We start from the raw sequence: 13,496 nt of genomic DNA, 5'->3' as shown, positions 1-13,496 counted from the left end.
GCGTGACCCAGGTCACACCAGGCTGGTCAGCTGCCCCATCGGGCCTTTTCCAGCAGATCGAGCGCCTCGGAGGCGGCGTCGTCCCCGCCGGCACGCAGCACGCGCGCCGCCTCGTCCATCGTCTCGGTGAGCATCTGCCATTGCGCCTCACGCTCGCGGGAGGCCTCGGCTGACGCCTTGAGCTGCTGGTTCTTCGTCCAGAGCTCGACGAAGATCGACACTTTTGCGCGCAGCACCCACGGGTCGAACGGCTTCGTGAGGTAATCCACCGCGCCGACCGCGTAACCCCGCAGAGCGAGTTGCGCATCGCGGTCGGCCGCGGTCAGGAACAGGATGGGTACGTGTCGAGTACGTTCCCGCCGCTTGATGTGGCTGGCCGTCTCGAAGCCATCCATGTTGGGCATGTGCGCGTCCAGCAGGATCACCGCGAAGTCGTCGGTGAGCAGCTGCTTGAGGGCCGCTTCGCCGCTTTCCACGGCGACCGCGGTCACCGGCAGCCCTTGCAGGATCGCCTCCAGTGCGAGCAGGTTGTCTCGCCGGTCGTCGACCAGAAGAGCCTTGGCGCGCTCACCCACGCGTATTCACCTCACCACAGGTAGTAGGGCCATTCTCAGCCGTGTTCCGGTGTCTGCGTTCCCTCCGCGTTCACCCAGCGCGCCATCAGCTCGATCAGTTCGTCCAGATCAACCGGCTTGGTGATGTAGTCACTCGCGCCGGCGGCGATCGCGGACTCCCGGTCGCCGGGCATCGCCTTCGCCGTCAGGAACACTACCGGTAGGTCCCGGAAACGCTGATTGCGCCGGATTCCCCGGGTCGTCTCGTACCCGTCCTGGTCCGGCATCATCGCGTCCATCAGCACGATGTCCACCTCGGGATGCTCGGCCAGGATGCGGACGCCGTCCACGCCGTTGTCCGAGTACAGGACGTTCAGGCCGTGCATCTCCAGGGCGCTGGTCAGGGCGAAGACGTTCCGCACGTCGTCGTCGATGATCAGCACGGTGGCGCCGTCCAGTTTGCGGCCGGCCGGGGTCACCACTGGTTTCTTCTCCTCCACCGGATGGGAGGTGAGCTGCGGCAACTCCATCAGCGGCAGGTCGAACGTCGTCGCTGGGCGTACCGAAACAGCCTTGGCCGGTGCCGATGGGAGAGCCGGCATCGGGATGGCGTCCGGCACCAGGGCCTCGGGCATGTAGAGGGTGAACGTCGAACCGCCGTTCGGCACCGAGGCCACCGTGATCGTGCCGCCGAGCAGCGCCGCGAACTCGCGGCTGATCGACAGGCCCAGGCCGGTGCCGCCGTACTTACGGGTCGTTGTGCCGTCAGCCTGCTGGAACGGCTCGAAGATGATCGCCAGTTTCTCGTCCGAGATGCCGATGCCGGTGTCGGTGACCGCGAAACCGACCACCTGCCGCGCCGAGAGCAGCGACGGCACGTCCAGGTCGACGTCCGGCGAGGCCGCGAAGATGCTCAGCGTCACCGAGCCGCTGTCGGTGAACTTCACCGCGTTCGACAGCAGGTTGCGCAGGATCTGCTGAAGCCGCTGCGGGTCGGTGACGATCGACTCCGGCAGCTCGGGCGCCACGTCGACCCGGAATTCCAGGCCCTTCTCCTCGGCCTGCGGCAGGAACGCCTGCTCGACGTAACTGCGGATGCCGAAGAAGTCGACCACGTCCGGCTCGACGTCCATCCGGCCCGCCTCGATCTTCGAGAGGTCCAGGATGTCGTCGATCAGCGACAGCAGGTCCGAGCCGGCGCTGTGGATGGTCCGGGCGAACTCGATCTGCTTGCTGCTCAGGTTCTGCTCGGTGTTGTCGGCGAGCAGCCGGGCCAGCAGCAGCAGCGAGTTCAGCGGCGTACGCAGCTCGTGGCTCATGTTCGCCAGGAACTCCGACTTGTACGTGTTGGCCCGGGACAGCTGCTGCGCCTTCTCCTCCAGGCCGAGCCGGGCCAGCTCGATCTCCCGGTTCTTCAGCTCGATGTTGGCCTTCTGGTCGCTGAGCAGTTTCGCCTTGTCCTCCAGCTCGGCGTTGGTGCGCTGGAGTTCGGCCGACTGGTCCTGCATCTCGCGTGCCAGGCGCTGCGACTGGGTCAGAAGCTCCTCGGTACGCCGGTTCGCCTGGATCGTGTTGAGCGCGATGCCGATCGTGGCGACCAGCCGCTCCAGGAACGTCAGGTGCAGACCGGAGAAGGCCGCGACCGACGCGAACTCGATGACGCCGAGCATCTCGCCCTCGAAGAGAACCGGCAGCACCACGAGATCGTTCGGCGGCATGGCGAGCAGCCCGGAGCGCATGGTCAGTATTCCGTCGTGGGTGGCGCGTACCCGGATGGTCCGGCGCGACACCGCGGCCTGGCCGACCAAGCCCTCACCCGGCCCGAACGTCACCTCGTAGTCACGGGCGACGTATCCGTACGCGGCGCCGAGCCGAAGGCGCATCACCGCTTCCTCGTTGTCCACCAGGAAGAACGCGCCGAGCTGCGCGTCCACCAGCGGCGTCACCTCGGTCATGATCATGCGGCAGACCTCGCCGACGTCCCGCTGGCCCTGGAGCAGGCCGCCGATGCGGGCCAGGTTCGAGTCGAGCCAGCCCTGTTCCGCGTTCGCCTTCGTGGTGTCGCGGAGCGTGACGATCATCTGGTTGATGTTGTCCTTGAGTTCCGCCACCTCGCCCTGTGCCTCGACCGCGATGCTCTGGGTCAGGTCACCCCGGGTCACGGCGGTGGACACCTCGGCGATGGCACGCAGCTGGGTGGTGAGCGTCGAAGCGAGCTGGTTCACGTTGCCGGTGAGGTCCTGCCACGTACCAGAAACGCCCTTGACCTGGGCTTGGCCGCCGAGCTTGCCTTCCGAACCCACCTCGCGCGCGACGCGCGTGACCTCGTCGGCGAACGACGAGAGCTGGTCGACCATCGTGTTGACGGTGTTCTTCAGCTCCAGGATCTCGCCACGGGCGTCGACAGTGATCTTCTGGCCGAGGTCACCGCGCGCCACAGCCGTGGTGACCGAGGCGATGTTGCGGACCTGGCCGGTGAGGTTGGAGGCCATGTAGTTCACGTTGTCGGTGAGGTCACGCCAGGTGCCGGCCACGCCGCGCACCTGCGCCTGACCGCCGAGCTTGCCTTCCGAACCCACCTCGCGCGCGACGCGGGTCACCTCGTCGGCGAACGACGAGAGCTGGTCGACCATCGTGTTCACGATGTTCTTCAGCTCCAGGATCTCGCCCTGGGCGTCGACGGTGATCTTCTGCGACAGGTCGCCCTTCGCCACCGCCGTCGAGACCTGGGCGATGTTTCGCACCTGGCTCGTCAGGTTCGACGCCATCGAGTTCACGTTGTCGGTGAGGTCACGCCAGGTTCCCGCGACGCCGCGCACCTGCGCCTGACCGCCGAGCTTGCCCTCGGTGCCCACCTCGCGGGCAACCCGGGTCACCTCGTCGACGAACGACGACAGCTGGTCGACCATCGTGTTGACCGTCGACTTGAGCTCCAGGATCTCGCCTCGGGCGTCGACAGTGATCTTCTGCGACAGGTCGCCTTTCGCCACGGCGGTGGTGACCGAGGCGATGTTACGGACCTGGCTGGTCAGGTTGGACGCCATGTAGTTCACGTTGTCGGTGAGGTCGCGCCACGTACCAGAAACGCCCTTGACCTGGGCTTGGCCGCCGAGCTTGCCTTCCGAACCCACCTCGCGCGCGACGCGCGTGACCTCGTCGGCGAACGACGAGAGCTGGTCGACCATCGTGTTGACGGTGTTCTTCAGCTCCAGGATCTCGCCACGGGCGTCGACAGTGATCTTCTGCGACAGGTCGCCCTTGGCGACAGCGGTCGAGACCTGGGAGATGTTGCGGACCTGGGCGGTGAGGTTCGCGGCGAGCTGGTTCACGTTCTCGGTGAGGTCGCGCCAGGTGCCGGAGACCCCACGGACCTGGGCCTGACCGCCCAGCCGGCCCTCGGTGCCCACCTCGCGGGCCACACGTGTCACCTCGTCGGCGAACGACGACAGCTGGTCGACCATCGTGTTGACGGTGTCCTTGAGTTCGAGGATCTCGCCCTGCGCGGCCACCGTGATCTTCTGCGACAGGTCACCTTTCGCCACCGCCGTCGAGACCTGGGCGATGTTTCGCACCTGGCTCGTCAGGTTCGACGCCATCGAGTTCACCGAGTCGGTGAGGTCTTTCCAGGTGCCGGCCACGTTCGGCACCTCGGCCTGGCCGCCGAGCTTGCCCTCGGTGCCCACCTCGCGGGCCACCCTGGTCACCTGCTCGGCGAAGAGCCGCAGCGTGTCGGTGAGACCGTTCATCGTGTCGGCCAGCTCGGCCACCTCGCCGCGCGCCGACACCGTGATCTTCTGGGACAGGTCGCCGCGGGCCATCGCGGTCGCCACCTGCGAGATCGAGCGGACCTGGTGCGTCAGGTTCGACGCCATCGTGTTCACCGAGTCGGTGAGGTCCTTCCAGGTGCCGGCGACGCCGCGAACGTCCGCCTGGCCGCCCAGCTCACCCTCGGTGCCCACCTCGCGGGCCACCCGTGTCACCTCGTCGGCGAACGACGACAGCTGGTCGACCATCGTGTTCACCGTGCGGCCGATCCGCAAGAATTCACCGCGCAGCGGCCGGCCGTCCATTTCCAGCGCCATGTGCTGAGAGAGGTCACCCTCGGCCACCGCCACGATGACCCGGGAGATCTCCGTGGTCGGCCGGGCCAGGTCGTCGATCAGCGAGTTCACCGAGCGGACGCTGTCCGCCCAGGCGCCGTCCAGGCCCTCCTCGTCGAGCCGCTCGGTCAGCCGGCCGTCCCGGCCGACGATCCGGCTTATCCGGCGCAGGTCGAGGTTCTGCCGTTCCTGCAGGGAGATGACCTCGTTGAAGGCCTCCGCCACCGCACCCGCCGCGCCACCCCGCCGGGGCAGCCGGACCTTGAGATCGCCGCGGCGCACACGGCGCAACGCGTCGGCGAGCTCACCGAGCAGAACGGTCTCGTCGGGCACGCCGACGCTGGCTTGGTTCGCCGTAGTCATGCTGTCCTCACTCGCTGCATTGCCGGGGTTCCCTATCCTCTCTCGCCCGACCGGGTCAATGCGAGAGACGACTTTGTGCATACACCCACTGGCAGGAGAGGATGCATGGGTGCCAGCCGAGGTCGGAACCATTCCTACAGGTGCGTCACCTGATGCGTTGGTGCGCCGGACCCGGTTGCCCAATGATCGTCGTACCCCGGCAGCGGCCCGCGCACTCGTTCGTTCGGTGCTGGAGGAGACCGGCCTCGTCGGTCTGCTGAACGAAGCGTTGCTGCTCACCACCGAGCTTTCCACCAACGCGGTGGTGCACGCCAACACCGACCTGGAGATAGAGGTGACCGCCGACCCCGGCGGGCTCACCGTCACGGTCACCGACTTCGCGCCCGGTCCGGTCGAGCAGCTCGCGGTCGGCCCCCGCAACGAAAGCCCGGACATCGGTGAGGTCGCCGAACGCGGCCGTGGCCTGCTCCTTGTCGACCACTTCGCCAGCCGCTGGGGCACCGTCCACGAGGGCGACGGCAAAGGTGTCTGGTTCCGCATCGACCAGCGCTCCGAGGGCGGAGGCGTACCGGTCCGGCTGCCCAGCCAGACGGAGACGCCCAGCCTTGGCGCGCTCACCGGCCTGCTGCGCAGCGGTCTCGACCGGCACACCGACGAGGGCCTGGCCGACCTCGCCACCGACCTGCTCTCCCGGCTCGCCCGGCTGACCGGCGCGGCCGGCGGCGTGGTCCGGCTCGACCGCGGCGACGGCATGGGCCGCCAGCTGCTGGCACGGTACGGCCGGGCGCCCCGCGACAACGCCGACACGATCCGGGTGCCGTTGGACGTGCATCGGCCGTACTCGGGCGAGCTCGAACTCGACGCCTCACCTGCCGGGTACGCCCAATCGCTCGCCACCATGGTGGCCGAACGGTTCTCGCTGCACCTGGAGAACGACCGCCTCCGCCGCGCCGACATCCGCCGGCAGACCTGGATCACGTTCCTGGCCGAGGCCAGCGAGCTGCTCGCCCAGTCCCTCGACGTGAACCTGACGATGGCCCTGATCCCGCAGCTCGTGGTGCCCCGGCTCGGGCAGTGGTGTGCCGTGCACACCACCGACGCGTGGGGCCGGCTCCAGCTCGCCGCCGCCACCCATGCCGAGGAATCTCAGCTGGCCGAGCTGCACTCGTCACTGGCCGAGACCGGTCCGGAATCGATACTGGCCCGGCTGGAGGAGGCGTCCCGCCTCGGCACTCAGGTCATGTTCGGTACGCCGTACGAAGGTTATGCCGTGCCTCTGGTGGCCCGGGGCGCCCGGCTCGGCACGCTGGCCGTGGGCCGGCATCCGAAACACCGGCACGACGCCGACGAGGTGGCCGTGCTCGAAGACGTCGCCCGGCGCGCTGCTCTGGCCATCGACAACGCGCGCATCCACGATGAGCGGCGGACGGTTGCGCGTACCCTCCAGGCCTCGTTGCTGCCGCCCGCCCTGCCGCATGTGGAAGGCATCGGGTTCGCCGCCGAATACGTGCCGACCGGCTCCGAGGTGGGCGGCGACTTCTACGACGTGGTCCCGTTCGGCGACGACAAGCACGTCGTGGTCGTCGGCGACGTCTCCGGCAAGGGTGTGCAGGCCGCGACCGTGACCGGCCTGGTCCGTGACGTGATCCGGATCCTGGTCGACGACGGCAAGGCGATGAGCGAGATCCTCTGGCGGGTCAACCGCACGCTCGTGCAGCGCGGCGGCGGACGGTACTGCACGCTCGCCATGGCGTCGGTCACCCGCAAGGGCACCTCGCTCAGCGTCTGCCTGCACCTGGCCGGGCACGATCGAGCGGTTTTGGTACGCGCGGACGGCAAGACCTCGTTCGTCGGTGAGGGCGGCACCGCCCTCGGCCTGCTGGAAACGATCACCTCGCCGGACGTGGTCGTCACGCTGGACCCGGGCGACTCACTGATCTTCTACACCGACGGCGTGACCGAGCGCCGCCGCGGCCGGGAGCTGTTCGGCTCGAACCGGCTGCGTGAGGCGTGCGCGCCGCTCGCTGGGTACCCGGCTGACGTGATGGCGGCCCGACTGCGCTCCACCACGATCAACTTCTCGGTCGAGGAGCCGCGGGACGACATCGCGATCCTGGTTCTGCGCAACGACGCCTGATTTCTCGCGGCCGGTTTTGCGGCGAGTTTTTGCGGCCGGATTTTTGTGGCCGGACTTGTGGCCGGATTTTTGTGGCTGGTTTTGTGGCCGGATTTTTGTCGGACCCTCGTGGCAGGGTCGTGGGTATGAAGACGCAGTACTACACCGCGACCACGATCGACGGTTTCATCGCCGACGAGCACAACTCGCTGGAGTGGCTCTTCGAGGTCGACCAGGGCGGGGAAAACCCGTTCGCCGAGTTCTTCGCCGGCATCGGCGCGTTCGCCATGGGCTCCACCACTTACGAGTGGATCCTCGCCCAGGAGAAAGCGCTGGACAACCCGGCAAAATGGCTCGAGCCCTACGGCGACATCCCAGCCTGGGTCTTCACCTCCCGCGACCTGCCAGCAGTGCCAGGAGCAAACCTCCATTTCGTACGCGGTGAGGTCGCACCCGTTCATCAGGAAATGACCGCCGCGGCGAACGGCAAGAACATCTGGCTCGTGGGCGGCGGTGACCTGGTCGGCCAGTTCGCCGACGAGGGCCTGCTCGACGAGGTCATCCTCGGCGTCGCCCCGGTGAGCCTGGGCAAAGGTGCACCGGTGCTGCCACGCCGCATCACGTCGTCGCGTTTCACGCTGACCGGGGCCCGCCCGATCGGCCAGTTCGCTTACCTCACCTACGACGTCCGGCCCTCCTAGCCCTCGCTCGCCCTCGCGTTTCCCACAGTTGATCGATCTGCCCTATTTGTCGCCCTGATCGTGGCATCGTGTCTCTCATGGCGAAGACGCAGTACTACACCGCCACCAGCATCGACGGCTTCATTGCCGACAAGAGCAACTCGCTGGACTGGCTCTTCGAGGTTGACGAGGGCACCGCCAACCCGTTCGGCGAGTTCTTCGCCGGCGTCGGCGCGTTCGCCATGGGCGCGACCACATACGAGTGGGTATTGAAGAACGACAACCTGCTCGAGGAACCGGAGAACTGGCACGACATGTACGGCGACGTACCGTGCTGGGTCTTCACCCACCGGGATCTGCCGCCCGTGCCGGACGCCAACGTCTTCATGATCAGCGGAGACGTCCGCCGCGTCCACGAGGCCATGCTGGTCGCCGCCCAGGGCAAGAACGTCTGGCTGGCCGGAGGCGGCAACCTGGTGAGCCAGTTCGTCGACCTGGGCCTGCTCGACGAGATCATCCTCGGCATCGCACCGGCCATCCTCGGCGAGGGCGCACCCCTGCTGCGCAGCAAACTCCTGATGGACGACCTGATCCTGACCGGGGTCCGCGAGGTGGGCCAGTTCGCCTACCTGACCTACGCGGTAGGCGACGTAGCCCGCATGGGCCGCCACCTGGCCTCCGAAGCAGTAACCCGAATCCCATCCCTGGGCTGACCCACCACCCGCCGCCCGCCAACCGACCACCCTCCGCCCGCCAACCGACCACTCTCCAAGGGTTGACCGGCCACCCGCCCTCCCTGTGCTGACCGCCCGCCCTCCCTGTGCTGACCACCCGCCCTCCCTGTGCTGACCGCCCGCCTCCCAAGGGTGACCGGCGCCTCTCCATGCTGACTGGCCGCTCTCCCGAGGGGTGGCTGGTCGCCTCCCAAGGGTGACCGGCCACCTTCTCCGTGCTGACTGGCTGCCCTCCCGAGGGCGACTGGCCGCCCTCCCTGACTCGGCCGGCCACCCTCTTCTCGCAGGTAGGGCCGGCGAAGCAAGCCATCCGATCAGTGCCGGCAAGGCATGAGGAGGTCAAGGGCACACGGTGGGCCCAGGCGCACGTGGCCGGGAGCGCACAGATGCTCGGGTTGACGTAGATGTGGTCACACAGTTGCGGTCTGTGCGACTTCACCACGGCCGAGACATCGACCCAGGCACACAGTGGCGTTATGTGCGCCCTGAGCCACGCCAAGCCCTGAGCCACGCCAAGCCCTGAGCCACGCCAAGCCCTGAGCCACGCCAAGCCCTGACCCACGCCAAGCCCTGACCCACGCCAAGCGCGGCACGAGCAGTAGCAACGCAAGTAGCGCTACCCGAGCACCGCCGACAAGGCCGCCTGCCGGCAAACAGCAGGCGGCGGCTGTCGGGCCGCTGGCGGTCGCGCCGGATACGCGATCAGCAAGCCCTCGACTTCGCCATTTGCGGTCCCGCTCGGCGACCGGCCTCATCGCCCAACAATTGGTGGGCCTGCGGATCCGCCAGGTTGACCCGGTTTCCCGATACACACCGCAATCAGCCACGACGCAAGAGTCATGCCCTGCCGAGCGCCGACACACTCCGCCGCAGACACTCCACCCCGCGCTCTGCCCCATCCCGCCTCGTTCCGCCCCGCTTTGCCGCGCCGCGCCGCGCCGGGCTCTGCTCTGTTCGGCCCAGCTCGGCTCGGCTCGGCCGGCCCAGCTCGACCCGGCCGGCCCAGCTCGACCCGGCCGGGCCGGCCCGGCCCGGCTCGGCCTGGCCCGGCTCGGCCTGGATCTTGTGGACTTCCCCGCAGACGTGCCCGCACAACTCCGCAAGATCGAAGAGACCTGGCCGATCTTGCGGAGTTATGCGCAAACGGTTCGCCGAACTCCACAAGATCGGCGACGCACCACGCTCACCACGCCAAAACCGCGACGCACCACGCTCACCACGCCAAAACCGCGAAGCACCACGCTCACCACGCCAAAACCGCGAAGCACCACGCTCACCACGCCAAAACTATGAAGCACCGCGTCGGCCGAACCTTGGAGACCTGGGCATAGATCACCCACGAGTCTCCAAGCTCCGACACCCCGTGTCACCCACTGTCGCGGCAGCACGTCACCACAACACTCCCAAAACACCCGAAACCGACATGCCACCGACACCCGCGCCGCAAACTCGTGCACTCGCGGTCGATCAGCCGGCCAAACCGCACAAGATCTCCAAGCAGCACCTCGCACCCCAAAAAACCGCCACAAAACCCCGCCAATGGCAGAACCCGAGCAAGCCGAATGCCCGCTTAAAACAGATCTTGCCGACTGGACATCGGGAGGTCAGGAGCCAGCTCCGGCGGTGCTGACACGATCTTCAGCCGGCCGCGCCTGGCCAGCAGCACGTGCTCCATGCCCGCCACGATCTCGCGCACCCGGACCGGCCCCAGCGAGCTCGGCAGCACGGCATGCACCGTGCCCACCCCAGCAGACCCCCGGATCGCCACGGCCCGCCCGGCCGCGTCGCCCAGGGAATAGGCGACGGCCTGGAGGTGGCGCGGATGCACCGCGATCCGCAGCGCCACGTCATCGGCACCGAACGGATAGCGCCCCCACCAGGACGGCGCCGACGACGCGACCACAGCACCGCCGCCCCACAGTCCGGCGATCTTGTCGGCGGCGCCGGCCACCTCCGGCTCCTGGCCCTCCAGGAGCAGCGCGAGCACGCCACCTCCCGCTCCCGGCAGGTCGACCTCGATGGCGCTGGGTGAGAGCTCCAGCGTGTGTGCGACCAACTCGTCGACCTCGGCCGGCGTGGACACGCTGCGACCGACCCACTTGCGGGCCGGCGGCAACGGTTCGAGCCGGAGCACCGCCGAGGTGATCACCCCGTCGATCTCGGCGATGCCGGGGCGGCCGTCCTCACCGTCGGACTCGTCCTCGACCCCGACGGCGGAGACGTAGTCGACCGAGACGGTCTGTGAAGCCGGGCTGCCGAACCGGTGCCGCAGCGGCCCGGACTCGTTGACCGCGAGCATCCCGCCGACCGTGGCGCCCACCGACGGCGGGTCGACGGCGAGTCGCTGGCCACGCAGGGCGAGCGCGGCCTGCACGGCGGAGACCGGTGTGCCGGCGGCGACGACCGCGGTCGAGTCGTGGTGGTCCCACATCCCGTTCAGCCGGGCGGTGTCCACGATCAGGTCGAGGCTGGGCGGCGGCGCACCCCAATCAATCTTGGTGCCGGCGCCGCGCGGCCGGAACGACAGCCCTCGCGCCGCGGCGAGCCGCAGGACGGCGGCCAGCGACGGCGCCGTGGCAGGCTGCGCGACCAGCCCTGCACGGCGACCGGTGACCTGGTCGACGGTACGGGCCGGGCGCGCGAAGCCCGGACCGCAGATGTCCACGAGTGCATCGAGAAGGGAATCACTCACGCCGATGCCTCCCCCTAACGGAGTTAGAGACCCCCTGAAGATCGTCCACTCTGGCATATCGTACACATGTTCGAAAGACCGGAGTCGGCGTGTGTAAGAAACTCATGGCGGACCAATCGGCCGGTAACGTGTTTCGGGTGACGATCGAAGCGCCTCCTACCGCACACCAGTCGCCCTCCGAGCGGACTTTCCACGGCGACACGGTCACCGACGAGTTCGCCTGGCTGATGAAAAAGGACGACCCGGCGACCATCGCGTACCTGGAGGCTGAGAACTCCTGGACCGAGCGGGCGACAGCGCACCTGGAGGATCTCCGGCAGAAGATCTTCCAGGAGATCCGCAGCCGCACCCAGGAGACCGACCTGTCGGTGCCGAGCCGCAAGGGCGCGTTCTGGTACTACACGCGCACGGTCGAGGGAAAGCAGTACGGGATCCACTGCCGCGTCCCGGCGAAACCCGGTGAGACCGCCCCGCCGATGGACGCCGAGAAGCCGGGTGAGGAGATCCTCCTCGACGGCAACGCGCTCGCCGAGGGCCAGGACTTCTTCGCGCTGGGCACGTTCGACGTGAGCCCGGACGGCAACTGGCTGGCGTACTCGACGGACTTCGCCGGCGACGAACGGTTCACCCTCAAGGTCAAGAACCTCCGCACCGGCGAAGTCCTGGCCGACGAGATCGAGGACGCCTTCTACGGCAGCGCCTGGTCGGCCGACGGCAGCGTGCTCTTCTACATCACGGTCGACGAGGCCTGGCGCCCGTACCGTGTCTGGCGGCACATCGTCGGCGGCGCAACTGAGGACACCCTCGTCTACGAGGAGCCGGACGAGCGCTTCTGGGTCGGTGTCGACCTGACCCGCAGCGAGAAGTTCATCGTGGTCGACGCCCAGAGCAAGATCACCTCCGAGGTGCGGGTGATCCCGGCCGATCAGCCCACGGCCGAGCCGGCCCTGATCGCCGAGCGTGTCCAGGGCGTGGAATACACCATCGACCACCACGGCCACCGGTTCCTGATCCTGCACAACCGGGACGCCGAGGACTTCGCGCTGGCCTGCACGTCGGTGGACAACCCCGGCGAGTGGGTGGAGCTGATCCCGCACACCCCGGGCACCCGCCTGGAGTCGGTGGACGCGTTCTCCCGGCACGTCGTGGTCTCGCTGCGCCGTGCCGGCCTGACCGGCCTGCGGGTGATGACCGACGGCAGCACCGATGCGTACGACATGCCCTTCCCCGAGCCGATCTACAGCGTCGGGCTGGCTGGCAACCCGGAGTACGAGACCAGCTCGGTACGCATCAGTTACACCTCGCTCGTCACCCCGGAGTCGGTCTTCGACGTCGACCTGGTCAGCCGGGCGATGACGCTGCGCAAGCAGAAGCCGGTGCTCGGTGGTTACGACCCGGCCGATTACGAGCAGTTCCGCGAGTGGGCGACCGCTCCGGACGGCACGAAGATCCCGATTTCGATCGTCGCGCGCAAGAACACCGTGAAGAACGGCGACAACCCCGCGGTGATCTACGGATACGGCTCCTACGAGCACTCGATCGACCCCTATTTCTCGATCGCCCGCCTGAGCCTGCTCGACCGGGGCGTGGTCTTCGCGATCGCGCACGTGCGCGGCGGTGGCGAGCTCGGCCGTAACTGGTACGAAAACGGCAAGATGCTCGCCAAGAAAAACACCTTCACCGACTTCGTGGCGTGCGCCGAGGCCCTGGTCCGCGCCCGCTGGACGTCGGCGTCACGCCTGGTGGCGCGCGGCGGCTCGGCCGGTGGCCTGCTGATGGGCGCGGTGGCGAACCTCGCTCCGGAAGCCTTCGCCGGGATCGTCGCCGAGGTCCCGTTCGTCGACCCGCTGACCTCGATCCTGGACCCGAGCCTGCCGCTCACGGTCACCGAGTGGGAGGAGTGGGGCAATCCCCTCGAATCCCCCGAGGTCTACTCGTACATGAAGTCGTACAGCCCCTACGAGAACGTGGCGAAACTCGACTACCCCAAGATCCTCGCGGTGACCAGCCTCAACGACACGCGTGTCCTCTACCACGAGCCGACCAAGTGGGTCGCGCGCCTGCGCTCGGTCGCCCCCGACGGGCAATACCTGCTCAAGACCGAGATGGGCGCCGGCCACGGCGGCCCGAGCGGCCGTTACGACGCCTGGAAAGAGGAGGCCTTCGTGCTCTCCTGGATCTTGGACTCGACCAAGGCCATCTAGAAAAACCTTCTTTGATACGCGCAACCGAATAGGCACCCGAGAGTCCCAGCGAC

General features: G+C 68.0%; 7 protein-coding genes. 4 read left to right on the top strand and 3 right to left on the bottom strand.

What is annotated here, in order from left to right; translation table 11 throughout:
- Positions 1–26: 26 nt before the first annotated feature.
- Together ACQP2E_RS00935 and ACQP2E_RS00930 are read right to left on the bottom strand one after the other, a co-directional pair.
- Positions 27–575: a response regulator gene (locus ACQP2E_RS00935; RefSeq protein ID WP_433827996.1), complete on the bottom strand. Its 549-nt coding sequence runs from the start codon at positions 573–575 to the stop codon at positions 27–29.
- A gap of 35 nt (positions 576–610) precedes the next feature.
- Positions 611–5,017 (bottom strand): HAMP domain-containing protein, encoded by a 4,407-nt coding sequence (locus ACQP2E_RS00930; RefSeq protein ID WP_433827995.1) that lies wholly within the window; start codon positions 5,015–5,017, stop codon positions 611–613.
- Positions 5,018–5,126: 109 nt separating this feature from the next.
- Here ACQP2E_RS00930 and ACQP2E_RS00925 point away from each other — a divergent pair, with 109 nt between their 5' ends.
- The 3 genes from ACQP2E_RS00925 (at position 5,127) to ACQP2E_RS00915 (ending at position 8,526) form a co-directional block, all read left to right on the top strand.
- On the top strand, positions 5,127–7,154 hold the full coding sequence (locus ACQP2E_RS00925) for a SpoIIE family protein phosphatase (RefSeq protein ID WP_433827994.1): 2,028 nt from the start codon (positions 5,127–5,129) through the stop codon (positions 7,152–7,154).
- A 125-nt stretch (positions 7,155–7,279) separates the two neighbouring features.
- Positions 7,280–7,834: a dihydrofolate reductase family protein gene (locus tag ACQP2E_RS00920; RefSeq protein ID WP_433827993.1), complete on the top strand. Its 555-nt coding sequence runs from the start codon at positions 7,280–7,282 to the stop codon at positions 7,832–7,834.
- 77 nt (positions 7,835–7,911) lie between these two features.
- Positions 7,912–8,526 (top strand): dihydrofolate reductase family protein, encoded by a 615-nt coding sequence (locus ACQP2E_RS00915; RefSeq protein WP_433827992.1) that lies wholly within the window; start codon positions 7,912–7,914, stop codon positions 8,524–8,526.
- A gap of 1,591 nt (positions 8,527–10,117) precedes the next feature.
- Here ACQP2E_RS00915 and ACQP2E_RS00910 read toward each other — a convergent pair.
- Positions 10,118–11,239 (bottom strand): FAD-binding oxidoreductase, encoded by a 1,122-nt coding sequence (locus tag ACQP2E_RS00910; RefSeq protein WP_433827991.1) that lies wholly within the window; start codon positions 11,237–11,239, stop codon positions 10,118–10,120.
- A gap of 137 nt (positions 11,240–11,376) precedes the next feature.
- Here ACQP2E_RS00910 and ACQP2E_RS00905 point away from each other — a divergent pair, with 137 nt between their 5' ends.
- The gene (locus ACQP2E_RS00905) at positions 11,377–13,443 is read left to right on the top strand and encodes a S9 family peptidase (protein ID WP_433827990.1); all 2,067 of its coding nucleotides are present in this window, start codon (positions 11,377–11,379) and stop codon (positions 13,441–13,443) included.
- Positions 13,444–13,496: the final 53 nt, after the last annotated feature.

This window comes from Actinoplanes sp. CA-015351, assembly GCF_050955685.1.
Taxonomy (GTDB): Bacteria; Actinomycetota; Actinomycetes; order Mycobacteriales; family Micromonosporaceae; genus Actinoplanes.
The sequence above is the reverse complement of the archived record's forward strand: the minus strand, read 5'-3'. Positions and strand labels throughout refer to the sequence as shown.

Bases quoted from the DNA above. Each gene is read 5' to 3' on its own strand.
- ACQP2E_RS00930 (WP_433827995.1), bottom strand. From the start codon at position 5,017: ATGACTACGGCGAACCAAGCCAGCGTCGGCGTGCCCGACGAGACCGTT.
- ACQP2E_RS00920 (WP_433827993.1), top strand. From the start codon at position 7,280: ATGAAGACGCAGTACTACACCGCGACCACGATCGACGGTTTCATCGCC.
- ACQP2E_RS00915 (WP_433827992.1), top strand. From the start codon at position 7,912: ATGGCGAAGACGCAGTACTACACCGCCACCAGCATCGACGGCTTCATT.